The 24,464-nt window shown below is 63.2% G+C and carries 18 protein-coding genes; 14 read left to right on the top strand and 4 right to left on the bottom strand.

Annotated features, from left to right (window positions below):
* Positions 1-15 precede the first annotated feature (15 nt).
* Entirely contained in the window at positions 16-4,485 is a 4,470-nt protein-coding gene (locus SOM61_RS14180; protein WP_320474688.1) for an NACHT domain-containing protein, read from the top strand.
* Positions 4,486-4,496: 11 nt separating this feature from the next.
* Here the strand turns inward: SOM61_RS14180 and SOM61_RS14175 are convergent, their stop codons facing one another.
* Positions 4,497-5,270: a glucose 1-dehydrogenase gene (locus tag SOM61_RS14175; protein WP_320474687.1), complete on the bottom strand. Its 774-nt coding sequence runs from the start codon at positions 5,268-5,270 to the stop codon at positions 4,497-4,499.
* A 133-nt stretch (positions 5,271-5,403) separates the two neighbouring features.
* Here SOM61_RS14175 and SOM61_RS14170 point away from each other — a divergent pair, with 133 nt between their 5' ends.
* Entirely contained in the window at positions 5,404-6,273 is an 870-nt protein-coding gene (locus SOM61_RS14170; RefSeq protein ID WP_320474686.1) for a LysR family transcriptional regulator, read from the top strand.
* A 100-nt stretch (positions 6,274-6,373) separates the two neighbouring features.
* Positions 6,374-8,065: a sigma-54-dependent Fis family transcriptional regulator gene (locus tag SOM61_RS14165; protein ID WP_320474685.1), complete on the top strand. Its 1,692-nt coding sequence runs from the start codon at positions 6,374-6,376 to the stop codon at positions 8,063-8,065.
* Positions 8,066-8,087: 22 nt separating this feature from the next.
* Here the strand turns inward: SOM61_RS14165 and SOM61_RS14160 are convergent, their stop codons facing one another.
* The 3 genes from SOM61_RS14160 to SOM61_RS14150 form a co-directional block, all read right to left on the bottom strand.
* Positions 8,088-8,972, bottom strand: coding sequence for a LysR family transcriptional regulator (locus tag SOM61_RS14160; protein WP_320474684.1), 885 nt, complete (start codon positions 8,970-8,972; stop codon positions 8,088-8,090).
* Between the two features lie 52 nt (positions 8,973-9,024).
* Positions 9,025-9,636, bottom strand: coding sequence for a nuclear transport factor 2 family protein (locus SOM61_RS14155; protein WP_320474683.1), 612 nt, complete (start codon positions 9,634-9,636; stop codon positions 9,025-9,027).
* Between the two features lie 236 nt (positions 9,637-9,872).
* Complete coding sequence (locus SOM61_RS14150) at positions 9,873-10,613, bottom strand: SDR family NAD(P)-dependent oxidoreductase (RefSeq protein ID WP_320474682.1); 741 nt, start codon at positions 10,611-10,613, stop codon at positions 9,873-9,875.
* Positions 10,614-10,905: 292 nt separating this feature from the next.
* On the opposite strand from SOM61_RS14150, the gene SOM61_RS14145 reads away from it, so the two are divergent.
* The 11 genes from SOM61_RS14145 (at position 10,906) to mqo (ending at position 24,394) form a co-directional block, all read left to right on the top strand.
* Complete coding sequence (locus SOM61_RS14145; RefSeq protein WP_320468492.1) at positions 10,906-11,550, top strand: hydrolase; 645 nt, start codon at positions 10,906-10,908, stop codon at positions 11,548-11,550.
* A 65-nt stretch (positions 11,551-11,615) separates the two neighbouring features.
* Positions 11,616-11,912 carry a putative quinol monooxygenase gene (locus SOM61_RS14140; protein WP_320474681.1) on the top strand — a complete coding sequence of 99 codons (297 nt, stop codon included), beginning with the start codon at positions 11,616-11,618 and terminating at the stop codon, positions 11,910-11,912.
* A gap of 165 nt (positions 11,913-12,077) precedes the next feature.
* Complete coding sequence (locus tag SOM61_RS14135; RefSeq protein ID WP_320474680.1) at positions 12,078-13,886, top strand: amidohydrolase; 1,809 nt, start codon at positions 12,078-12,080, stop codon at positions 13,884-13,886.
* Position 13,887: 1 nt separating this feature from the next.
* On the top strand, positions 13,888-15,252 hold the full coding sequence (locus SOM61_RS14130; RefSeq protein ID WP_320474679.1) for an alginate export family protein: 1,365 nt from the start codon (positions 13,888-13,890) through the stop codon (positions 15,250-15,252).
* 5 nt (positions 15,253-15,257) lie between these two features.
* A complete protein-coding gene (locus tag SOM61_RS14125; RefSeq protein WP_320474678.1) occupies positions 15,258-16,133 on the top strand; it encodes a helix-turn-helix domain-containing protein in 876 nt (291 codons plus the stop codon).
* A gap of 103 nt (positions 16,134-16,236) precedes the next feature.
* Entirely contained in the window at positions 16,237-17,100 is an 864-nt protein-coding gene (locus tag SOM61_RS14120) for a pirin family protein (RefSeq protein WP_320474677.1), read from the top strand.
* Between the two features lie 170 nt (positions 17,101-17,270).
* Positions 17,271-19,367, top strand: a complete 2,097-nt coding sequence (locus tag SOM61_RS14115) for a putative bifunctional diguanylate cyclase/phosphodiesterase (protein WP_320474676.1) — start codon at positions 17,271-17,273, stop codon at positions 19,365-19,367.
* 62 nt (positions 19,368-19,429) lie between these two features.
* Positions 19,430-19,996, top strand: coding sequence for a type VI secretion system tube protein Hcp (locus SOM61_RS14110; RefSeq protein ID WP_320474675.1), 567 nt, complete (start codon positions 19,430-19,432; stop codon positions 19,994-19,996).
* A gap of 8 nt (positions 19,997-20,004) precedes the next feature.
* A complete protein-coding gene (tssK, locus tag SOM61_RS14105; RefSeq protein WP_320474674.1) occupies positions 20,005-21,192 on the top strand; it encodes a type VI secretion system baseplate subunit TssK in 1,188 nt (395 codons plus the stop codon).
* Positions 21,189-22,334, top strand: coding sequence for a type VI secretion system protein TssA (gene tssA / locus SOM61_RS14100; RefSeq protein WP_320474673.1), 1,146 nt, complete (start codon positions 21,189-21,191; stop codon positions 22,332-22,334). The genes tssK and tssA overlap by 4 nt, the downstream gene beginning before the upstream one ends.
* 431 nt (positions 22,335-22,765) lie before the next feature.
* Complete coding sequence (gene mqo / locus SOM61_RS14095) at positions 22,766-24,394, top strand: malate dehydrogenase (quinone) (RefSeq protein WP_414674990.1); 1,629 nt, start codon at positions 22,766-22,768, stop codon at positions 24,392-24,394.
* Positions 24,395-24,464 lie beyond the last annotated feature (70 nt).

The raw sequence follows: 24,464 nt of genomic DNA, 5'->3' as shown, positions 1-24,464 counted from the left end.
GTGTTAGCATTGAACTTGGACTTTAGACGTATTCGGGAACATCGAGGAACTCAGACCGGCGGCTTCGAAGAACTCTGCTGTCAGCTAGCAGCGCTAGAAGACCCGGCGGCGGGTTCTCGGTTTATCCGCAAGGGCCCAGGGGCTGACCAAGGGCTCGAGTGCTACAGAGCCTATACGGACGGTCACGAAGTTGGCTGGCAAGCAAAGTACTTCATCAGCGGCTTCGAGGACGGACAAGTCGGTGACCTGGCCGATTCGTTGAAGCGAGCCCTAAGCGCCCATCCTCAGCTGACGAAATTCGTCGTGTGTCTGCCCGTCGACCTGCGTGACAACCGGTCGGGCAAGAAGGCCAGCGAAGTTCAGCGCTACGAGAGGTGGCGCAAGAAGAGCGTCGACGACGCAGCAGCCAGCGGGCGCACCATCGAAATCGAACTCTGGAGCGCGTCCAGCGTTGGCGAGCGCCTTGGGCGCGACGACCCAATGTACTCTGGACGGGCACGTTACTGGTTCGATTCGGTCAAGTTCAGCTCGGCTTGGTTCCGCGACAAGCTCGACGTACAGCGCCACAATCTGGGTGAACGCTACAGCCCCGAGAGTCACGTGGAGCTGCCCATTCATCAGGCCTTGCAAGCGGTGGCTCGCGCCCCAGAACTACTCGCGATGCCTGCGATCTGGGCTGCCGAGATTACTTACAAGATGGACGGAGCGGTTGGTAGCTTATTGCGCGAAGAGCTGTTGTCGGTTGCCGACCAAGTGAGACACTCCTGCGAATCGTTTCTGCAAAGCCTTTGTGCACCTCCCGCAGAGTTGGAAGCATCTGTGCCGCTGGAGAGATGGGCAACCTTGGCGGTCGCAGCCATCGACAGCATCTCCGAGGCACTGACCGAGGTCCAGGACAAGGTTTCCGAGAAGAGTCGCTATCTCCCTCGCAAGGACCTCTTCGACCTCTACTCGGCAGTCGACCGTGTTCGCGATGAGATTGCGAGCGAGCGCTGGCAACTCATGAACAAGCGGGAACTGGTCATCTCGGGTCCAGGCGGCATCGGCAAATCCCACCTCGTCGCTGACTTCGGACACAAGCAGCTTGATGCAGCTCGTCCCTTTATCCTGGTCCTCAGCGGAAGCCTCACCGATGGGGACCCTTGGGAGCAAATCCGTGGTCAGCTTGACTTGGCTCAAGTCACCAACGACAACTTCCTCGGCGCTCTCGATGCTGCGGCTGAGGCCGCTGACTGCCGGGCAGTACTGGCGATAGATGCCCTCAACGAGCGGCATGGCATCGCGCTTTGGGAGACGCGCTTGCCCGGGTTCATCAGGCTGGTACAGAAGTTCCCTCGGCTGGCACTGGTGTTGACCATTCGCAGCACCTACTTCCGCTTCCTCCCGCTTAAGGAGCTCGCGCGCGTCGTGCACCCCGGTTTCGCAGGCCACGCCGGCGCCGCAGCAAAGGCCTATCTCGACCGACGTGGCATCGCGCGGCCCAGCTCTCCGAACTTGGCCAGGGAGTTCGAGAACCCACTGTTCCTTAGAACCTGCTGCGAGTATCTCGACGCGGGGGGCCTGAAGCAACTACCTAAGGGTATGGACGGCGTCACCGCCCTCTTCGACTTCTACCTGACCGCAGTGGCGGACAAAGTCCAGAGGGAGCTGAAACTCATTCCCGAGCTGTCAATTCCTCGCAAGGCGTTGGAGCAGTTTCTGGAAGCGTGCGCCATCCAGAGCGACGGCGGAAGCCTGTCCATGGAAGACACCATCAAGCTGCTGGAAGGCGTTCACAGCTCAGGCGGCTATACGGAGCGCAGCCTCTTTTCAGCCTTCATGTCTGAAGGCGTGATCACGCAGGACGTCGAGTGGCAGTCAGGCGGCACCCAAAAAGAAATCATCCGATTCACGTTCGAACAACTGTCGGACCACCTACGTGCCAAACGGCTAATCAGCCAAATTAACCGCACAGACGTAGTTGGCTCGTTCCGGTGCGCGCCGCTGGCTGCGTATTTCGAGCCGGACGAAAGTTGGCGATTTGCTGGGGTCATCGAAGCCTTGGCAGTGCAACTACCGGAGGAGTTCAACCTCGAAATCTTCGATGTCTTGTCCGAGGAGGCCATCGACGACCCGTCTCTCTGCGACTCCTTTGAGAGTTCGCTGGCATGGCGGCGGCCGACGGCGTTCACAAGCCGGACGGTTGGATGGGTAGACAAGCTCTGCGAGGCCACTGGCCGCTCGGCCTACGGCTTGATGTTGCTCGTAAGCACCGAGCCGGAGAACCTGTTCAATGCCAACTGGCTACACAAAAACCTGTGGTCAGGTCCTATGCCGCAGAGAGACGCTGCTTGGTCGGTGTTCCTGGCCGTGGATGACTTGGACGAGGGCGGCGCCGTTGCCTCGCTCATCGACTGGGCTTGGGAGGCCGATGCCAACGAAGTCGACGAACAACGTCTCTGGCTAGCGACTATCACGCTGACCTGGTTCTTGTCCACCAGTAACCGGGCCGTGCGCGACCGTGCCACCAAAGCCCTCGTGAACCTCCTGTCCTTCAATCTCAGCCACGCTGCTGCGCTCGTCGACCAATTTGCCGCCGTCGACGACCCATACATCACAGAACGCCTTCTCGCAGCCTGCTACGGTGCGGCAATGCAAGGCATGGACCGAGCACGTTGCAGTGTGCTCGCCGCATCTGTCTGGAAAAACTACTTTGCTGAAGGTACGCAGCCGCCGCTTAACCTTATGGCTCGCGACTATGCCTTTGGCGTTCTGCTCTACGCCCAGGCTGCAGGAGAGCTGTCCGCGCAGATCAACCTCGATGCATGCGGGGCAAAGTTCAAGTCAGCGTGGCCGCTGGAAACTGTGACGGAAGAGGACCTCAAGAAATACCGAGGCCGTGGTTACGGCGATTCGATTTGCTCTTCCACGGATCAACACGGTGACTTCGGCCACTACACCTTGAACCACTGGCTGCACGACATCATGGACGTGCCGCGCACTCATGCTGGCAGCACGACCAAGGAACTCTTCGAAGACTGGCAGGGCGCGCTCATGGACAATGCGACCACCGAGCAGCAGGATACCTACCTTGCACTGCGACGGCTGACGGTCGACTACCGGCTGCGGTCCATGCACCTCTCCTTCAGCACAGAGAGCAGGCAGGAGTCCGTGTACTTATTGGCTGAGGTCAGGAGAGCCAATGAGGCCTTCAAGGAGACGCTGTCGGAGGCGTTGCACATCGAATACGCCGAATTCGCCGAGCACTTCCTCCTTGAATCAACGCGTATGGACGACGATAACAGGCGCCCGTCAGAGCCTGATCATGGTCCAGTCCGGCGATGGATTTGCGAGCGAGCACATCAGCTCGGGTGGACCGAGGAGCTCTTCGAGCAGTTCGAGAGGGGCGGAAATATCAGCCACGACCGTATGGGCAAGCATCGAGTGGAGCGCGTCGGAAAGAAGTACCAGTACATCGCGCTCGCAGAGGCAGCAGCCCGGATGACTGACAATCTTGCGATGTGCTCTTGGGAGGACGAAGGCAAGCTCAGGGCATTCGAGCCAGGTCCTCGAGGCCGTGACATGAAGAGCGACTTGGACCCGTCGTTGCTCATTCGAAGCACCCTCGAAACAGGTTGGGAATCTGCACCGGTCACATGGTGGACTCCATCTGCACCCCGACTGCCGTCGGGCGATACCGACCTGCTCCTGGCGTGGGTGCACGTCGAGAGCGACCTGTGCAACGAAGTCGGTCAAATCGAGGTGATCAACCCCGATGGCGAACGGTGGCTGACGGTCTATGGTTTTCGTCGCTGGACCGTGCCGGGTCAGGGCCGGCGCACGCACGCTGAGGCCTGGTCGCGCATCAGTTGCCTGGTCACGGCATTAGGCAACGGCCCCCAGCTGGCCAACGAGCTGCTCGGCAGGCACCGCGGCGACGTGTCTCGTCTGTGGGAAAGAGGTTCCCTGGCCTCTTTCCTGGGCGAGCATGGGTGGCGCGACACCCAGAAAATCAGACTGGAACAGAACATCAGGGCCGGCATCAAAACACCGTACGCCGGCATCGTGGAATCACTGAACGCTGAAGGCAATAGCAAGGACAACTCGATCGACGATGGGTTCTCGCTCTACCTGCCCTCATCAGGCGTCATGAATGTTCTGGACCTACACCTGCGCAGCGGCAAGGCTCCTGAGTACGTCGACGCCGGCGGCACCCTTCGTTGGCAAGACCCCTCACTGCGTTCGCGCGGTTCAGGAGCCGGCGTCGTGTCCAGCGACTACTTCCTTAACAAGCTTGCTAGCGCTGGTCTCGAACCCGTATGGGTGCTGGCCGGCGAGAAGAACGTGTATGCAGGCCAAGATATCAGCGTCTCTAGCGGTGGATTCGGAGGGCGCCTGTATCACACCACGGCCTTCGCGATGGATGCCGGTATCTTGACGTCATTTGGCACGCGGACTGATTTTCATACACCCAGTGTGGATCAACTTGAGAAGCTGAAGGGTTGATGGGCTATCAGCTAAATCGGAGAGTGGCGGAGGTTAGTGAGAACAGGTGGCGGCACCCGATGGATGATCTCGCCCGTCACCCAACCGTCATCGCTCGACGCGAGAAAGGCAACGATCGGCGCGATGTCCTGCACCTGGCCGACGCGGCCGAGCGGTGTCCGTTCCTCGTTCCAGGCCTGGAAGTCGGATCCGATCGCCCCTGCGGTGTGGGTGCCTTCGGTGTCGACCAGGCCGGGATTGACGGCATTGACCCGGATGCCGCGCGGGCCGAGTTCGCGCGCGAGCACACCGGTGATGGTGTCGATCGCGCCCTTCGTGCCACTGTAGATGGCGCTCTCGGCCGGGAGAACGCTCGTGACGTTGGAACTGATGTTGATGATGCTGCCGCCCTCTCCAAGATGCGGCGCGGCGGCGGTGCTGACCAGCAGCGGGCCGAGCACGTTGATGTCGAACTGCTTGCGATAAAGTTCTTCGGTAGTCTCTTCGATCCCGGCGAACTGGTAGACGCCGGAGTTGTTCACCACGATGTCCAGGCGCCCGAAATGCTCGATCGCCGCATTGACCAGAGCCTCGACCTCCGTCTTTTTGGTAACGTCCGCGCCCACCGCCACAGCAATCCCGCCAGCAGCTTCGATGTCGGCGACCACCTTGTCCGCACCACTCCTGCTCGAGGCGTAATTGACCACGACCTTCGCGCCATCGGCCGCGAGCCGGCGGGCGATGCCCGCGCCGATCCCTTTCGACGCGCCCGTCACGATGGCGACCTTGCCTGATAACTTGTTCATGTCTTGCGATCCCGGATGAGGCCAGCCCGGAATGGGCAGGCACGGTTGAAGCGCCATGGTGACCTCTACAATATTGTTTGAGAACTGCCATCCATGTATATTCCAAGTACATTTTTGAACGGGTATCGACGACATGGAGTGGAATGACGTCCGCATCTTCCTGGCAGTCGTGCGCAGCGGATCGTTCGGCGCAGCCGCCAGGACGCTGGGTGTGAGCCATCCGACCGTCGGTCGCCGGATCAAGGCGTTGGAGGACGAGGCGGAGCAGGCGCTGTTTCGCCGCACCAGGGATGGACTGGTCCTCACTGACGCCGGGGATGGCGTGCTGGCGCTGGCGGAATCCATGGAAAATTCCGCGATGGCCATGGAAAGACGTTTGGCGGGCAATCACGAACGACTCGAAGGCATTTTGCGGATATCTTCAGCAGAGTGGTTTGCAGGCTATGTCCTGACGCCAGTCCTGGCCGAATTGACGCGCCGCCATCCGGCCGTCGTGCCGGAAGTCATCGCCAGCTACCGCTTGCTCGATCTGTCGCGGCGCGAGGCCGATGTGGCGTTTCGTCTCGTCCCTTTCAGCGAACCGGACATCGTCCAGCGCCGCCTGATGAGCATTCCATATGGCCTGTATGGCTCGGCAGATACCGCATCTGCACTGCAGGCCGATCCGGCTTCGGTGGGGCTGATTCTGATGAATACGGCGCAGTCCCATTTTCCCGATGTCGCCTGGCTGCTCGACAGGTTTCCTTCGTCGCGGAGGGTCTTCACGAGCACGAGCCGTGCCGTCCAGGCGCAGATGTGCCTGCGCGGCATGGGCATTGCAGTGCTGCCAAGGCCGCTTGGCGATGCCCTATCTGGATTGCAGCGCATCGACCTGCCGGATCACCCCCCGAGCCGGGATATCTGGGTGGGCTACCACCACGACTTGCGGCATATGGACCGCCTGCGCGCGATGCTGGATATCGCCGATACGGTGCTGTCGCATATCGCGACCGCGACGCCATGATCGGATCGTGCTGAAAACAGCACGAATGATCAATGACCGTGCCGGACCGTATAGGTAACCTTCTCTCATTTCAATCCATCGAATGGGGAGCAGCAGTGAAATGATCGAATTTCCCGAAGACCTGGATCTGCGACGGCTCATCCGCTTTTCACCAGACGACGGCTCGATCTGGCTGTCTGAAAGCCGTATGCTGTTGCTCCATGCGGCTTCCTTGGGCGGCTTGCGCGAAGAAATGATGAATTCGGTCGGCAAGGAATTCACACGGCGCATGTTCACCCGCATGGGATTTGCGTCGGGCACGCGCGATGCTGAACTGGCGCGCAAGATTCGTGGCAACCTGACGATCGAAGAAGCGTTTGCAACGGGGCCGCAGATGCACATGCTCGAGGGCGGCGTACAGGTCATTCCCGTGCTCGGCCATATGGACGTCGACAAAGGCGAATTCCATGGAGAGTTCATCTGGCGTAACTCGTGGGAGGCAGATGCCCACGTCAATTCCTTCGGTCCGCAACAGGACGCCGTATGCTGGAGCCTGATCGGTTACGCCTCCGGCTATACGTCTGCCTTCATGGGACGCTTTATCCTGTTCAAGGAAACCAAGTGCATAGGCTGTTCGGACGACGAATGCAGGATCGTGGGCAAGCCTGTGGAGGAATGGCCTGACGCGCAAGACTTCACGCCTTACTTCGAGCCTGAGTCCATCGTGTCTCAGCTGCTCGAGCTTTCATCCCAGGTCGACATGCTGCGCAGTAGCTTGAAGACATATCGCAGCCTCGAGGACATGGTCGGCGAATCGCCAAGCTTCAGGCAGGCCTATCGCCTTGTCGAGAAAGCTGCCGAGACCAATGTAACGGTACTGTTGTCAGGTGAAACCGGTGTCGGCAAGGAACGCTTCGCGCGCGCCATCCATCACCGGAGCCGGCGTGCAGACAAGGCTTTCGTGACGATCAATTGCGCCGCGCTTCCGCACGACCTGATCGAGGCGGAGCTGTTCGGCGTCGAGAGGGGCGCTTTTACGGGCGCCACCAGCTCACGCGCGGGCAAGTTCGAACGTGCCGACGGAGGGACGCTCTTCCTCGACGAACTCGGCGAGCTGCCACTTGCCTCGCAGGCGAAATTGCTGCGCGCGCTGCAGGAAGGTGAAATCGAGCGGCTCGGCGACGAACGCCCGCGCAAGGTGGATGTGCGTATCGTCGCGGCCACCAACGTCGACCTGCCGGAGGCTGTCAAGGCTGGACGCTTCCGCGCTGATTTGTACTATCGCTTGAGCGTCTACCCCATCCTCATCCCCCCATTGCGAGACCGCCGCAGCGATATTCCGTCGATGGTTTCTATGATGGTCGACAAGTTCTGCGCGCTGCACGAAAAGCGCGTTGCAGGCGTGACCGACCAGGCAATGCAGGCACTGGTCGCATACAGCTGGCCTGGCAATGTGCGAGAACTTGGGAACATGATCGAACGCGGGGTCATCCTGGCGGCGCAGGGCGATTGGATCGAGAGCCGCGACCTGTTTCCAAACTTCGTGCTTCCGGACATGGGGCGGGTTGCAGTCGACAAAGCCGGGGCACTTGAAAACCCTGAGCAAGAACGTAAAAGCAATCTGTGTGACCAGATTCTCCAGAGTCAAATGTCGCTTGAAGACATAGAGGATATGGTGTTGCGCGAAGCGGTCGTACGCTGCAAGGGCAACCTGTCCGGCGCCGCGCGGATGCTGGGCATCACCAGGCCGCAGCTCAGTTACCGGCTAAAGCGTTCCAGAATCGACAGCGCCGAAGATCCCGTACAAATGTGAGTTCACCGGACCGGCAAGCGTTTCAAACGGGTGGCGCCTTGTCGAAATATTCGGTGAGGAGGTCGGTCAGGATGCGAACCTTCTGGGTCGTGCGCTGGCCAGGCGGGCGCACGACATAGGCGCCGGCTGGCGGCAAGGGATGCCGACGCAGGACCGGTACCAGCGCCCCCGCATCCAGATGGTCGCGCACGAGCCCTGTGGGAAGGCAGGCGATGCCCAGTCCGGCCAGCGTGGCAGCAAGCAGGGCGAAGCAATTGTCGGCTTTGAAGCGTCCTTGCGGGCGCACCGTGACGTCGGTGTCTCCATCTCTGAGATGCCAGGCTTCCGTTCCCTGCATGAGGGCCTGGTGGTGGTGGAGTTCTTCCAGTGTCTCGGGGGAGCCAGCCTTCTCGACGTAGGCCGGGCTGGCCACCAGCGTCCTGTAGATCGGGCCGATGCGTCGCGCGACCAGGTTCGAGTCTTGCAGGTAGCCGAGCCGGATCGCGCAATCGTAGCCCTCCCCGATGAGATCGACGACCTGGTCGCTGTAGCAGGTGTGGATGTTGAGCAGTGGATGGCGCCGCGCCATGTCGGCGATTACCGGCGCGAAATGTGTCGAGCCCAGGGACAGCGGCGCGGCAATACGCAAGCGTCCGCACAGCTCGCCCGCCGGATGAATCGCTTCCCGGGCCAGATCGATCTCGGCACAGGCCCGGGACGCATAGTGCATGAAGGTCGCGCCTGCTTCCGTCAGCGCCGCGCCACGGGTCGTACGCGACAGCAGTTGCAGCCCCAGCTCGTCTTCAAGACGGGCGAGGCGGCGGCTCACGACCGATTTTGACAGGCTGAGCCGCGATGCCGCCGGCGATATACCGCCTGCGCCGGCAACTTCGACGAAGGTCTGCAGTACGTCGATGTCCACTTTCATGCTCCCGTCTCGTCCACGCCGCCTTGCCCACCATTGAGGATCAGCATGCTGCTCACTTGCCCTTGCCAACTTCAAATGCCGGCGCGTCCGGATCGGTCTTGACGATCCAGCTGCCGCTTTGCCGGAACGACGCTGCGGACGCATAAGTGTCTTCCATGAACTGGAAATACTGGATTTGACCGTTCCTGACTTTCGCGAGGATCGAGAATGGTGAACGGAACGTCGTGCCGACCGCCACCGAACGGTAGGTGAACGTCCCGAACACGGCGACGCTCTCGCCGCTACCAAACATGTCGGTGACCTTGAAGTCCTCGATTTTCCAGTATTTGGCCACGCGGCTGAAGGTGTCGCTGAATCCTTCCGGACCTTTCGACGTTCCCGCCCAGGGCTCGATCTTCTTCAGCTCCGGGTTGTCGAAGTTCAGCGAGACATAGGTTGCGTCGGGGGCGACCAGGCGCCTGGCTGCGGCGCCGACCTTGTCAGGTGCGGTATTTTCAAGAAACTCCTTGACGACATCGAGCGCCACTCGCTGTTCCTGGGCGAACGCGGCAGGTGGGACGAGCAGGACACCGATGGCAATCAGGCCGGCGCCGATCGACGCCACGTTCGCTGGGAATGCGCTCCGCGCAGGGCCTGTGCTGGCAGTCACGAGTAATGTGTTCATGTTGGTTCTTTCGTTGCAGATTAAAGTTGGGTATCGCCCAGGTCTCTATTGCAAACGTCGTGCCAACATTGCTTTTGTGTGATGCAGCATGCCATTTTTTGCGGTGAAGATATCCTCGCAACGTAAAAATATGCTGCGCCGCAGCATCGCACTGCCCCAAATCGGTTTAACCATTTGGTTAATTTTTCCTGCTGCCGAGCGCGAAAGTCTTCTAGATGATCAAACGCGCTTTCCGTTCAGGCGATCGCGCCCCCATCGGCGGTGAGGATCGCTCCGGTGATCACGCTGGCTGCCGGACTGGCCAGGAACACTACCGCGTTCGCGACTTCCTTCGGCTCGCCAAAACGTCCCAGGGCTGTCATGCCGCGTTGGAAATCGGCGGCCGGGCCGTCGGCGGGATTCGCATCGGTGTCGGTAGAGCCGGGCTGCACGAGATTGACGGTGATTCCCTGCGGACCGAGTTCACGCGCGAGTCCGCGGGTGAACGAGACCAAGGCCGACTTGGACATCGCATACGCGGTCACGCCCGGAAACGGCACCCGTTCCGCCAGCCCCGAACCGATGGAGACGATGCGGCCGCCCGCGCCCAGATGCGGGATGACGGCCTTGGCATATACGAGCGGACCGCGTACGTTCACATCCATCATCGCCTGGTAGGCATCGATGTCGAGGTCCGCGATCATTCCATTGAGGCCAACGCCTGCGCTGTTGACGAGGATATCCAGTCCACCGAGTGCGCCAACGGCCAGGTCGACGGAGCGCGCAATCGCTTCAGGATCGGCACTGTCAGCCTGGATGGCGAAGGCGCGGCGGCCCAGGCCTTCGATGGCGGCGCTCATCGCGTTCGCCTTGTCGGCTGCGTGGCGGTAGGTGAACGCGACGTCGGCGCCATTTTCGGCCAGCGCCAATGCGATTGCCGCGCCGATTCCGCGCGAGGCTCCGGTTACCAGTGCACGCTTCCCTTTTAAATCAATCATTCTTCAGCTCCCATATCGCGTTTGTCGGACTGCGGGCCCATGCATCATCGATTCATACGGCCACGGAGCATCCTAGCGTTCTGCAACATGCGCACCTAGCCACGGGACTGGCCAAACTGTGTTGCGAAGATCCGAACGTTCGCGATCGGGTTGCATGTCGGGCTACGCACCTTCGCCTCGGATAGCGCTACCGCAACGTGGTGATGAACCGCACAATGGCCAATCACGCAATGCCGTGTTCGTGCGGCCTGTCCCGCAGATCCACCCCGTTACTACAAGGAGCGCCAAGACCATGACCACCGAAAAAATCCGCAATCCACATACCGATCACCTCCTGACGCCCCAGAATGCGGCGCTGATCATCATCGACTACCAGCCGGTCCAGGTCTCGTCGATCCGCTCGATGCCGCGCGACGAGTTGGTGTTCAATATCGTGAGCACTGCCAAGGCGGCGTTGAACTACGAGCTGCCCATCATCCACTCGACCGTCAATGTCGCAACCGGCCGCAACAAGCCGCCGATCGCCGAGCTGCAGGAGGTGCTTGGCCACCTGCCGACCTACGACCGTACCTCCATCAACAGCTGGGAAGATATCGAGTTCAAGGAGGCGGTCAAGGCGCTCGGCCGCAAGAAGCTGATCATGACCGCGCTCTGGACCGAGGCCTGCCTGACCTTCCCGGCGCTCGACGCGATTCAGGAAGGCTACGAAGTCTACGTGCCAGTCGATGCGGTGGGCGGCACCTCGCTCGGTGCGCACGAGGCGGCCTTGCGCCGCATGGAGCAGGCCGGCGTGAAGCTCATCAGCCGGGTCCAGATGTACTGCGAGCTCCAGCGCGACTGGTCGCGCGCTGCGACGGTGCCGGGCTTCATGGGCGTGTTCGAGAACCACGACGGCTTCAACGCCGAAAAGGCGATGCACGACGCGGCCAAAAAGTAAGCCGCCAGTCCGATGGCGGCCGTACGCGAGGCCGCCCCGTGATCGAACATCAAGGAGTGAAGCGAATGAGCGAATTATTCATCGTCGTCGGAATCACGGCGAAATACGGCAAGGAAGACGCGCTGCGCCGCGACCTGGCCAGCCTGGTCGAACCTTCGCGCAAGGAGGACGACAACCTGCGTTACGACCTGTTCGAAGACAAGGACACGCCAGGGCACTTCGTGTTCGTGGAAGAGTGGGCATCCACCGAGGCGCGCGACCGGCATCATGAGCACGGCCCGCACATCGTGCGTTTCCACGAGAACGGCGTGGACAACGTCGAGAGGACGGAATTCGCACGCGTGCTCAGGCGCGTCGCCTGAGCTCCCGCACGCAAGAGCAGAATCGTGCTATCTCCAGCAGGAACGGTCAGTGACTGTGCTGGACCGTATAGGTAACCTCTTCCCCATCAACCGCTGCCCAGTCCGGTTTGCCGACCGGACCCGCGCAGCGTGGTGTTCTTATAAATCCACAACTGGGGAATGACAGTGACACGAATAATCCTGATCGGATGCATGCTGGCGGCCGGCCTGGCTAATGCTTACGCCCAAGTCAAACAAGAAACGTCAGGCGCCGACCTGATCGTCCACAACGCCAAGATTCACACCGGCAATCCGGCCCAACCCGAAGCTTCCGCCGTGGCCGTCAAGAATGGCCGCATCTATTCGGTCGGCACCGATGCCGAAGTGCTGGGCCTGAAGAACGCCAACACGAAGATCATCGATTCGCGCGGCCGCCGCCTCATCCCGGGCATCATCGACGCCCATACCCACGTCCTTAATGAACTCGGATACAACTACACCTTGCGCTGGGACGGCGTGCCGACCTTGCGCGAGGCCCTGGCAATGCTCGGCGAGCAAGCCAAGCGCACGCCGGAAGGTCAGTGGGTGAAGGTGGTTGGCGGCTGGTCGCCCTACCAGTTCAAGGAGAACCGCTACCCTACCATGGACGAACTGAGCAAGGCCGTCCCCAATCGCCCGCTGATCGTGCAGTATGCCTACAACCGCGCCTTCATGAACCAGCAGGCGATGGATGCTTTCGGCGTGGGCACCGACAAGTTCCCCAATCTGCCAGGCACCGTGCTGGAGCGGGATACGCAAGGCCGCTACACCGGCGTGGTCGAGGGCTACACGTTTACCTTCATCGCCATGGAAACCATGGTCCCGCAGCTTTCCCGCGAGGAAGAAGTCAGCTCGCTGGTCCAGATCGTCAATACCCTCAACCGCGTCGGGATCACCTCGATCGTCGATGCCGGGACGGGTTTCCGCGGCTATCCCAAGGCCGTGCCCACCGTGGACGCTCTGGCCCGCGACAACCGCCTCAACATCCGCATGCCCTTCATGGACATCCAGTTCGGCGAAGGCGCCGACTTCAATGTGGTGGACGCGCAGATCACGGCGATCACGAAGACGGCGCCGATCGGTCCCGGGCATAACCTGCACCCGCACCTGGACCACGGTTTCTCCTACCAGGGCGCCGGCGAGCTGCTGTCGGTCGAGGTGCACGATCACGAGAACTTCGACCGTCCGACGCTCGTCATCGAGCCGGCCAAGATGCGCCAGCTGGTGGAGCGTGATATTTCCAAGCTGGTCCAGCGCCGTATTCCCTTCCGCGAGCACATCACCTACGACGAGAACATCACGCCCTTCCTCGATGCGCTCGAAGAGCTCAACAAAAAGACGCCGCTCGACGGCCTGCGCTGGAGTCTGGAGCACGCCGAGACGATCAGCCCGGCGAACATCGCCAGGGTGAAGGCGCTGGGCGGCGGCATCGCGCTGGACACCAAGATGGCCATGCATGGCGACAGCTTCGTCAAGACCCATGGCCGCGACAAGGCCTTGCAGACGCCGCGCCTGCGCCACCTCGTCGACAGCGGCGTGCCGCTGGCCATGACCACCGACGCCTTCCGTGCAGCCTCGTTCAATCCGTGGATCGGCATCAGCTGGATGGTGTCGGGCAAGTCCATCTCCGGCGCTGAAATCCTTGCCAAGGACAATCGCCTGACGCGCGCCGAAGCGCTGGGACTGTTCACCCGCAAGGCGGCGTGGTTCACCAGCACCGAATCCGAAATGGGCATGATTGCGCCCGGCTATCTCGCCGACTTCGCGCTGCTGGACAAGGACTATTTCACGGTGCCGGAATCCCAGATCAAGTCGGTCTCCTCGGTCCTGACCATCATGGATGGCCGTGTGGTGTACGGCGCCCAGGATTATCAGGCGCTGTCGCCGGCATTGCCCGAGATCCTGCCCGCGTGGTCGCCGATCAAGCACTTCGGCGGCTATTACCAGGCTCGGTGAGGTGAACCTGCGCGCGGCGTGGCTCGGCCTCCCCTTGCTGCTGGCGGCCGACGCCGCGCTGGCGCAGTTCCGGCCATTGCGCTTCGACGACGATGTCAGGGCCCAGCGCCAGGGATGCGCCGAGGACGGCAGCCGCGCCGCATGCTGGAAGGACCGTCCGCTCGCCGATCACGTGCGTTTGACGATGGGCGGCGACCTGCGCCTGCGCTACGAGCACACCGGCAATCCGCGCTACGGGCTGCAAGCCCAGGACCGCTGGGGTGTGCTGATGCATCGCAGTTCCGTCTTCGCCGACCTGCGCCTGGGAGAACACTGGCGCGGCTTCGCCCAGCTGGCTAGCTCGACCACCAACGGCCGCGCCGCAGGCCCGTCCCCGGTGGACGAGAACCGGCTCGACCCGACCAACCTGTTCGTCGAATGGCAGTCAAGCGGGGAAGGCGCAGGCCGCGTCGGCATCCGGGCCGGCATCCAGGAGCTGCAGTTCGGCACGGGGCGCGTCATCGATGCGCGCGAGGGGCCCAATGTGCGGCGCAGCTTCGAAGCCGTCCGCGCCTATGCGGCGGGCGGCGCCTGGCGTGTGGATGCCTTCGCCGCGGCGCCGCGCCAGAACCTTCCGGGCGGTTTCGATGACACGCGCTCGCCGACGCAGAAGCTGCGCGGCGTGTACGCGACCCGCACCGGCGGCCTCACTTCCTGGGACCTCTACGCCCTGCATTATGAAGACACCGCTGCCCGTTACGTCCAGGGCCAGGCGCACGAACGCCGCTGGACGGTCGGCGCCCGCCTGTTCGGCGGCCGCGAAGCCTGGGACTGGAATTGGGAGTCCGCATTGCAGGGCGGGCACTTCGGCGATGCCGATATCCGCGCCTGGTCGCTCGCCACCGACACCGGTTACACCTTCGATGGCGTGGCCGGCCGGCCGCGGCTGGCGCTGCTCCTCGCCGTCGCCAGCGGCGACAAGGACCCCGACGACAACCGCCTCGGCACCCTCAATCCCATTTACCCGCGCGGTAATTATTTTGGCGACGAAGCGACGCTCGGCCCGCGCAACTTCTTCAACATCCATCCGGCGCTGACGGTGCAACTGGCGCCACGGGTCCAGCTGAACGCCAGCCTCGACTTCTTCTGGCGCCACAGCACCCGCGACGGCGTGTATGCTCCCAATGGCATGCTGATCGGGCCGGCCGGCGATAGCCGTGCGCGCTACGTGGCGACCATCGCCTCGCTCGGCGCCACCTGGACGCTGGCCCCGGGCTGGTCGTCGACGGCGGTTCTCGCCTACGGACAGCCAGGCAGCTTCCTGCGCGAGACCGGCGCCGACGATGCGCTGAGCTTCGTCAGCATCGGCGTACAATACCGGTGGTGACCCATATGTCGAACGCACATGACCTTCCCGAGAATGTGGCCGGGCTGACGTCCTCCAACCATTGCTGGAATGGCGTCCACGTCGAGCGGCACGAGTACACCTGCACGGGCAGGGTCCTGTTTCCGGTCGAGCGCAATCAGGCATTGACCTGGCTTGGCGCCCAGCTCGAGGAAGTCGGACGAGATTACATCGAGGCCAGGCTGGCGCCCGATACCCCCAATCCACATGACTACAAGGTGCGGCCCCTGTATATCGCGCCGGCGGACATGGCGCTATGGGCGCATTCCTCGGATGCGCGCTATCTGAAGTGTGCGACGTTCAGCTTCGATGCCAACCTGCTCCAGGAGAGCCTGGGAATAGCCGACTCGCTGCGCGTGATCGACGTTCCCCGGTTCCGCTTTTCGGATGACCGCCTGTGGACCTTGATCGGCTTGCTGACGAATGCGATCGGCGACCCCGATCCCACCGCCCAGCTGTACGGCGACTCGCTCACCGCGGCGATTGCGGCAACGCTGTTCGAACGGCCCAAGGAGGCCAAAGGCAGCCAGCCCGGGCTCTCGGCAATCCAGCTCAAGGATGCGATCGGCTATCTCGAGGTCAAGATGCCGGCGCGGGTCGAGCTCGCGGCACTCGCGCAATTGGCCGGTTTGTCGCAGTCGCATTACTGCCGCGCCTTCAAGGCGTCGACCGGGCTGGCGCCGTATCAGTGGCAGTTGCAAAAGCGTGTCGAGCGCGCCAAGAACCTGATGTTGAACACCAACGGCTGCCTGGAGGATGTCGCTGTAGCCACCGGTTTCGCGGATGCGGTGCACTTCGGCCGGACCTTTCGCAAGATGACCGGCGCGACGCCAGCGGCATGGCGGCTGGACAAGCTTACATAGCTGCCGCGTTGCGCATCGCGCGACACGACATCGCCACTTTCGTGGCTAGATCGCGCTCAGGCAGGCAAGGATAATGACCCTGAACTACAAGGAGGATAGCCCAATGTTCGAACGAACGATCGATCGTGTCACCAGCATTCCCCCACTGGGCCCCGGTTTCGACGGCGAGCGGCACAAGGCCGCCCTGGTGGTGGCGCCCGGCAACCTGCCCGCCACCGATCCGTTCTTCCTGATGGCCGATGACAATATCACGCAGGGAGGGCCGTTTGGCGAGGCGCACCCCCATGCCGGCCTCGAGACCGTCACCTTCATGTTGAACGGCACGATGGAAGATACCGGCGGGCGGCTGGAGGAAGGCGATGTCGAATGGATGACGTCCGGCAGCGGCATCGTCCATGCCGAAGACACGCTGGTGTCCAGCGGCATGCGCCTGTTCCAGCTGTGGCTGATCCTGCCCGAGGCCCAGCGCAATATGGCGCCGCGGGTGCAGGTCCTGCGGCGCGCGGCGATGCCGGTGCACACCGAGCCTGGCGTCGTGGCGACGGTCTACAGCGGCAGGTCGGGCGACGCGGCGGCGCCGACATTGAATGCGGTTCCGGTGACCCTGATCGACATCCGGCTGGCGCCGGGGGCGGTCTTCGCGGCGCATGTTGCCGCCTCGTATAACGCCTTCGTGGTGGCGCTCGAGGGAGATCTGGAAGCCGGCGCGACGTCCAGGAAACTCGCCAAGGGTACGGTCGGCTGGACGGGCCCGATGGGCGACGGCGACAGCGCGCTCCAGTTGCGCGCCGGGGACGATGGCGCGCGCCTGCTGCTGTATGCGGGCCAGCCGCAGAACATCGCGGTGGTGGCGAAAGGTCCCTTCATCGCCGGCTCCACCGAAGAACTGGCCGGCTATTACGCCGCTTACCGCCACGGTAAATTCCCCCATGCGGGTACGATGCGGCCCATTGCTTCTTACGCATAGTTGCGCTTGGTGCGCAAAGCCTGGGGTTTTGCAATGCTCGTGCACCACGCATAGTTCTGGGAAGAACTAAATCCTGTATAGTCGGGTTCCTGACCGACTGCTTTCGCGCGTCCACGTCACCAGGGGCGCCGCGCCGTGCCTGCCGGTGTCTGGATTGCCATTGTCACGCCATGAACACCGAGAACCCCGATCTGATGTACCGCCTGCTCGTCCAGGGGGTGGTCGACTACGCCATCTACATGCTCACGCCCGCCGGCGTCGTCTCCAGCTGGAACGCCGGCGCCCAGCGCGCCAAGGGCTATAGCGCCGGCGAGATCGTCGGCCGCCACTATGCCTGCTTCTACGGCGCCGAGGACCGCGACGCCGGCCTGCCCGACATCAACCTCGAGATCGCCACCCGCACCGGCCGCTTCGAAGACCAGGGCTGGCGCGTGCGCAAGGATGGCAGCGCGTTCTGGGCCCACGTCGTGATCGACGCCATCCGCGGCGACGACGGCGCCCTGGTCGGCTTTGCCAAGATCACGCGCGACATCACCGAACGCCACCAGCAGCAGCGCAAGCTGGTCGAGGCCAAGGAGCTGGCCGAAGCCTATAGCCGCCAGATGGCGTCGCTGTCGGACTTCCTCGATTCGGTGATCGCCAACATCCCGGCCAGCGTGCTGGTGCTGGACGTCGCATCGCGCACCATCCTGCTGGCCAACCAGCAGGCGCAGCGCCTGTTCGCCCAGGCCTATGTCGACCTGAAGGGCCTGCCCGTCGGCGATTGCCTGAGCCCGAGCGTGGCCGAGTATGTCGAGCGCCAGACGGCGCATGCGGCGCCCACCAGGGTCGGGCTGGACGACGCCGTGCTGGTGGAGACCTCGGTCGGCCCGCGCAGCCTGCGCAGCCGCACGGTGCCGGGCAAGCAGCCCAATGGCGAGGGTGAGTACGTGCTGATCATCACCGAAGACGTGACCGACGAGCTGGCCGCCTATGCGCAAATCCACCACATGGCGCAGCACGACGGCCTGACCAATCTGCCCAACCGCAACCTGTTCAACGAACGCCTCAACAATGCGCTCGCGTCCAGCGCGGAGGATGGGTCCGGCGTGGGCATCCTGTGCCTCGACCTGGACAATTTCAAGAACATCAACGACGCCTATGGCCATGGCTTTGGCGACAAGATCCTCTTGACGCTGGCCAGCCGCCTGCGCAAATGCCTGCGCGACCAGGACACGCTGGCGCGCCTGGGCGGCGACGAATTCGCCGTGGTCCTGCCCCGCATCAAGCGCCTGGAAGAAGCGCAGCAGGCCGCGCAGCGCCTGATCGAGGCGGTGGCGCCGGCATTCTCGATCGACGGCCACAGCTTCGCGGTCGGCATCAGCGTCGGCATCGCGCTGTCCACGCCCGCCGGCAACACGGCCGAGCAATTGCTGCAGTACTCAGACATGGCCTTGTATGAAGCCAAGCGCAACGGCCGCAACCGCCATGAGGTGTTCCGGCCCGAGATGGAGGCGGCGGCGCGGGTGCGGCGCCAGATCGAGATCGACCTGCGCCGCGCGCTGCACCGCGGCGAGCTGCAGATGCACTACCAGCCGATCGTCGAGAAGGCGGGCAACCGCATCTCGGGCTATGAGGCGTTGATGCGCTGGCACCATCCGGAACGCGGTCCGATCGCGCCGATGGACTTCATCCCGATCGCCGAAGAAACCGGCCTGATCCACGAACTCGGCGCCCGCGCGCTCAACCTCGCTTGCCAGGAAGCGGCGACCTGGACCAATGGCGAAACGATCGCCGTCAACCTGTCGCCGATCCAGTTCAAGAGCAGCGAACTGGTGAGCATGGTGGCGCTGGCGCTGGCCGATTCGGGCCTGGCGGCCGAGCGGCTGGAACTGGAGATCACCGAGTCGGTGTTGCTCGACAATAGCGACGGCAATATCCGCACCCTGAAGGCCCTGAAGAAACTGGGCGTGCGCATTTCGCTCGACGACTTCGGCACCGGCTATTCCTCGCTGAGCTATCTGCGCTCCTTCCCCTTCGACAAGATCAAGATCGACAAGTCGTTCGTGCAAGAGATCGGACAGAGCCGGGAAGCGATGGCGATCATCCGCGCCATCACCGGCCTCTCGAGCAGCCTGCTGATCGAGACGACGGCCGAGGGTGTGGAAACCGAGGAGCAGCTGCGGCGCCTGATGGAAGAAGGCTGCTCGCACTTCCAGGGCTATCTGTTCGGGCGTCCGGAAGCGGCCGAGAACCGGATGCAGCAGCTCGACTGGCCGGTGGTCTGAGCTGGCCGGCAGGCGCGACAACAGGTCACCACCACCACCACCACATCGAAAGGAGCAAGACCATGAGTCTGATATTTCTGGAACCGGGCGACCCCGAGCTGGTGTTCGGTGCCGACAGCAACGGCAGCCTGATCGATGCCCAGTGGCGCGATCAGGAAGCGTTGAATGGTATTGGCCCCTGCATCGAACTTGTTTCCATGCACCAGGGAATGAAACAGCAGATGACGACCGACGTGTCCAACTCGGCGCGTACCTCCGGCCGGCCCGTCATCACCGAATTCACCTGCGTGAAATACGTCGACATGACCTCGGTGAAACTGTATGAGCTATGCCTGCGCGCTCAGCCGCTCGATACCACCGGCAAGCAACCGACCCGGCTGCACCTCCTGCGTCAGACGGACGACCAGCTCCGCAAGCTGATGACGATCGAGTTGCGCAGCGCCATCATCAGCGAGATACAGCTGCAGACCCACCCGAACGACATGCCGACCGAGCAATTCAAGCTCAATTTCACCGAAATCATGTGGTTCCATACCGAGCAGCAGCGGGGCGGGACCGATGCCCCACTCAAGCGCGCGGCCGGCTGGAGCCTGGCGCGCAATCGTCCGATCGGCGCCTTTACCTCCTGAGGGTTGTCATGCACCCATTGCCTGAACGCACCCAGCCCGAAGGCTGGGGCGTGCATACGCTCGAGATCGACCGCGCCGCCCTGGCCGAGGGCACGCTGCGGGTGACGCGCCTGGAATGCGTGCTGCCCGACGGCACGCTCGTGACCCATCCGCATGCGGACGACAGCGGGCCGCTGTCGCTGTCATTGGACGAGCGCGGTTTCCCGCAGCGTATCCACGTGACCAGGCGTACGCGTGTCGAGCTGGTGGCGGCCGCGCCGGATGCCGCCCCGCCTGAGGCGTCGCGCGGCTGTCCGCTGCTGCAGATCGAGCGCGACGAGCAGGGCCGGCCCAGGCTGGCCGTTTATCACCCGCCCATGCTGCGGCTGGGCGCCGCCGATTTCCATGGTGAGATGGGACTGCATCATCGTCTCGATGCGCTGGTGGAGCGTCTGTGGAATAGATTGCAGGACTTGTGCCACGCCGACGAGGCGCCGCCGGAAGTCGAGCTCAGCGGCATGGCTGCGCGTCATCGCGCTGCCGCGATCGCCCTCGCCGCCGCCGTGCCGCCGCTCGGGGCTTGCGTGACCGATCCTGCCACGCATCCGCGCGCGGCCTACCTCGCCCTGGCCGGGGCGGCCGGCGCCCTGTCTGCGCTCGACGGGCGTCCCGTGCCCTACCGGATGCAGCCCTATCTCCACAGCGACTGCATCGGCTGTTTCGCCGATGCCCTGCGCTACCTGGATGCGCGCCTCGACACGGTGCGCAGCATCTCGGAGCGGACGCGCTTCAGCATCGTCAAGGGTGGCTTCGCGCGGCGCCTGCCGCAGGATGCCGGCAATGCGCTGATCGTCGAGCTGCGGCCGCAGCCGGGCCAGACCGTGGCCGATGCCGGCCGCTGGCTGGCCAGCGCCAGCATCGCCGCCAGCGACATGCTGTCCACGGTCCAGCGCCTGCGCCAGCGGCCGAGCGTGCGCCAGGTGAGCGAGGACGAGGCGCGCCGCCTTGGCCTGCCGCTGGACGCCGCGCTGTTCTGGATCCGGAACGACCGCATCCACAGCGAAGGGCGCGACGCCTTCCAGCCGGGCGAGACCCTGCTGATCCAGGGTGAGGATCGGCGCGGCATGCCTGTCCAGCTCTTCCTGCTCCAGTTCAGAAACGTGATGACGACAACGCAGTCCATCCCATCTTTCGCACAGACACAGGATCGTCCATGATCGACCAACACCTCATCCAGCGCGCCGAGCAGGCCTTGTCCAAAGCCTGCGGCATGCCATTCGAACAACTGCTGGCGCCGATCGAGGGCAATGTCATCGCTGGCCGTACCGGGCGGGCTGCCGCCGACGGTGGCGTCGCCAAGGCGATCCGCCAGTGGCGCGCCCCTGACAACCCCGACTCGCCGATGGCCATGCAGCAGCGCGAAATGGGGGGGCCAAACTGGGACAGGGCGATGCGCATATCCTGTGACGCCCTGGCTCACCATGGCAAGGACCTGCAGGTGGCGGTCTGGCTGCTCGAAGCCCAGATCCATCGCCACGACTTTGCGGCGGTCGCCGGCGCCTTGCACCTCATGGTGCGGCTGTGCGAGCGGTACTGGGAAGACCTGCATCCCCGCTCGGACGATGGCGCCTATGCGCGTCGCGCCAATCTTTTCAGCTGGATCAACCACAAGCTGGCGCCTGCCGTGCGCGAGGCGCCGCTGGCCTTCGACCGCCAGGGCCAGCCCTATGCGCTGATCGATTGGGTGCGTGCGCGTCGCCATGAGCAACAGCGCCAGGCCGATCCGGGCAGGGTGGGAGATGGCCCGACCGGCGCCCAACTGGCCGATGCGCTCGCCACGCTGCCGGACGACGCCTGCGCCGACATGGAGCGCGACCTGGCCGACGCCCTCGCGATGGTGCAACACCTGTCCGATATGCTCAACCCGAAGCTGGCCGAGGACGCTGTGTCGTTCACCCTCTTCGCGGGCGTGCTCGAGCAGGCGCGCGGCCTGCTCGAGGAGGAACTGCAGCGGCGCGGCCTGCCGCGCCATGCGCGGCCGACCGCCCCGCCGCCGGCGCCACCCGCCGCCGCGCCGGAGGATGCCAGCGAAGCCCGCGATGCCGGCAACGCAGGGCCGGCGCCGCGCGTCATCCGCGACCGCGCCGAGGCCTATGCGCTGCTGGAGCAGGTGACCAGCTTCCTGCAGGAGACCGAGCCGCACAGCCCGGTACCCTGCCTGGTACGGCGCGCCGCCGAATGGGGGCAACTGAGTGCCGCCGAGCTGTACCAGGAGCTGTTCGTGCGCAGGGGCGGTCACGTCCACATCTTCGATGTCATGGACCTGGACGCTGCCGGGCAGGCCGGCAAGGAACGCTGAAAACAGCGATGGCACGGCCGTCATGACGTTCCACCAGCGCGGACTCGGTACTACTACTGAGTCCGCCACAGGTCGAATACTGAGACGGCCAAGTTTACCGACAGTGGTCCGCGCAAGCCTGATTTGTTTGGGCTATACTCCGCTCAGTCCTCTATAGGACTTCCCGCTCAATGGACGCCAGGGATATCGACTGGCCTGCCTGACAACCCATGTCAGCGCGTCATATCCGTGTTGCCTGCAAGGCCGGTCTGACTGTCATGCAGTTCACCGTTGCCTCGCCTTCGCACTGCGTCGGTTGCCGAGTTTTGTTGCTGTTCTCCAGGATCGCGACAGGTCCCGACAACCCGTTCCTTATCGGTGCTTCGATACCGCCAGCAGGCGGTGTGGAAACATTCCTTTACCGAGCCGTTGAACTTTTTAAATCTGATTGCATGCCAGGCCATCGCAAACATTTTTCAGGTGATACTCGTATGCGTAGCTCGCTTCTAGTTGTCCTTTCTTGCTTCATCGTTGCATCTTGCAGCAAAGCACCCGCTCCTTCCAATGACAAGCCGGTCGATGTCGTCCTGATCGGCGCCGGCGTCATGAGCGCCACCCTCGGCACCATGCTCAAGGAACTCGACCCCGAACTGACGATCGAGATGTTCGAGCGCATGGATTCGGTCTCGGCCGAAAGCTCCGACGCGATGAACAATGCCGGCACCGGTCACTCCGGTTTCGCCGAGCTGAACTACACGCCCGAAATGCCGGACGGCACCATCGACACCAAGAAGGCCGTCGACATTAACGAACAGTTCGAGATCTCGAAGCAGTTCTGGGCCTACCAGGTCAAGAAGGAATACCTGGGCGCGCCGAACACCTTCATCAACAACGTGCCGCACATGGCCTTTGTCTGGGGTGACGACAACATCAACTACCTGCGCAAGCGCTACGCCGCGCTGCAAAAGGAAAACCTGTTCAAGGGCATGCTGTTCAGCGAAGACCACGAGACGATCCGCAAGTGGGCGCCGCTGGTCATGAACGGCCGTGACGCGAACCAGAAAGTGGCCGCGACCCGCATGGACATCGGTACCGACGTCAACTACGGCACCCTGACCCGCAGCATGGTCAAGCACCTGACCGGCACCCACGGCATGACCCTGAACCTGCGCAGCCAGGTCGAAGACATCAAGCGTGGCAAGGATGGCCTGTGGAATGTGACCGTCAAGAACCTGGCGGACAACCAGCTCAAGACCGTGAGCGCGAAGTTCGTGTTCATCGGCGCCGGCGGCGGCGCGCTGCCGCTGCTGGAAAAGACCGGCATTCCTGAAGCCAAGGGCTACGGCGGCGTCCCGGTCGGCGGCCAATGGCTGGTGACCACCAACCAGTCGCTGATCGAAGCGCACCACGCCAAGGTGTACGGCAAGGCTTCGGTCGGTTCGCCGCCGATGTCGGTTCCCCACCTCGACACCCGCATCATCGACGGCAAGAAAGCCCTGCTGTTCGGACCGTTCGCGACCTTCTCGACCAAGTTCCTCAAGAACGGTTCGTGGGTCGACCTGCCGGCCTCGATCGGCACCGGCAACGTGCGTCCGATGGTTCAGGCTGGCATCGACAACATCCCGCTGACCAAGTACCTGGTCGAGCAGGTGATGAACTCGCAGGAAGACCGCGTGGCCACCCTGCGTGAGTACCTGCCGGAAGCCAAGCTGGAAGACTGGGAACTGGTCAACGCCGGCCAGCGCGTCCAGATCGTCAAGGACGACCCGAAGAAGGGCGGCCTGCTGCAGTTCGGTACCGAAGTGGTTGCCTCGGCTGACGGCTCCGTGACCGCCCTGCTGGGCGCCTCGCCAGGCGCCTCGACCGCCGCGCCGATCATGCTCAAGGTGCTCAAGGCATCGGCCTTCCGCGACAAGCTGGAAACGCCTGCATGGCAAGCGAAGATGCACGAAATGATTCCTTCGTACGGCCGTCACCTGAACGACGACCCGGCCTTCGCCAACCAGATCCGCCAGCAGAGCAGCGCTGCGCTGGGCCTGAAGGCGTTCACGCTGGATGTGCCGGCGGCAACGCAGGAGTAATGGTGTAGCAGCGATTAAGTTCGCTGCAAAAAGCCGTCGTCCCCGCGAAGGCGGGGACCCAAGTTTGCAA

This window comes from Massilia sp. CFBP9012 (assembly GCF_034045115.1).
In the GTDB taxonomy this organism is placed as follows: Bacteria; Pseudomonadota; Gammaproteobacteria; order Burkholderiales; family Burkholderiaceae_D; genus Telluria.
This window is presented reverse-complemented; position numbering and strand designations above follow the sequence as displayed.

What these genes read in the sequence shown, in the direction of transcription:
- SOM61_RS14160 (WP_320474684.1), bottom strand. Translation starts at nt 8,972, where the DNA reads ATGAAAGTGGACATCGACGTACTGCAGACCTTCGTCGAAGTTGCCGGC.
- tssK (WP_320474674.1), top strand. Translation starts at nt 20,005, where the DNA reads ATGCACCCATTGCCTGAACGCACCCAGCCCGAAGGCTGGGGCGTGCAT.
- SOM61_RS14165 (WP_320474685.1), top strand. Translation starts at nt 6,374, where the DNA reads ATGATCGAATTTCCCGAAGACCTGGATCTGCGACGGCTCATCCGCTTT.
- SOM61_RS14120 (WP_320474677.1), top strand. Translation starts at nt 16,237, where the DNA reads ATGTTCGAACGAACGATCGATCGTGTCACCAGCATTCCCCCACTGGGC.
- SOM61_RS14155 (WP_320474683.1), bottom strand. Translation starts at nt 9,636, where the DNA reads ATGAACACATTACTCGTGACTGCCAGCACAGGCCCTGCGCGGAGCGCA.
- SOM61_RS14110 (WP_320474675.1), top strand. Translation starts at nt 19,430, where the DNA reads ATGAGTCTGATATTTCTGGAACCGGGCGACCCCGAGCTGGTGTTCGGT.
- SOM61_RS14115 (WP_320474676.1), top strand. Translation starts at nt 17,271, where the DNA reads ATGAACACCGAGAACCCCGATCTGATGTACCGCCTGCTCGTCCAGGGG.
- SOM61_RS14145 (WP_320468492.1), top strand. Translation starts at nt 10,906, where the DNA reads ATGACCACCGAAAAAATCCGCAATCCACATACCGATCACCTCCTGACG.
- SOM61_RS14125 (WP_320474678.1), top strand. Translation starts at nt 15,258, where the DNA reads ATGTCGAACGCACATGACCTTCCCGAGAATGTGGCCGGGCTGACGTCC.
- SOM61_RS14175 (WP_320474687.1), bottom strand. Translation starts at nt 5,270, where the DNA reads ATGAACAAGTTATCAGGCAAGGTCGCCATCGTGACGGGCGCGTCGAAA.
- SOM61_RS14140 (WP_320474681.1), top strand. Translation starts at nt 11,616, where the DNA reads ATGAGCGAATTATTCATCGTCGTCGGAATCACGGCGAAATACGGCAAG.
- SOM61_RS14170 (WP_320474686.1), top strand. Translation starts at nt 5,404, where the DNA reads ATGGAGTGGAATGACGTCCGCATCTTCCTGGCAGTCGTGCGCAGCGGA.
- SOM61_RS14150 (WP_320474682.1), bottom strand. Translation starts at nt 10,613, where the DNA reads ATGATTGATTTAAAAGGGAAGCGTGCACTGGTAACCGGAGCCTCGCGC.
- mqo (WP_414674990.1), top strand. Translation starts at nt 22,766, where the DNA reads ATGCCAGGCCATCGCAAACATTTTTCAGGTGATACTCGTATGCGTAGC.
- tssA (WP_320474673.1), top strand. Translation starts at nt 21,189, where the DNA reads ATGATCGACCAACACCTCATCCAGCGCGCCGAGCAGGCCTTGTCCAAA.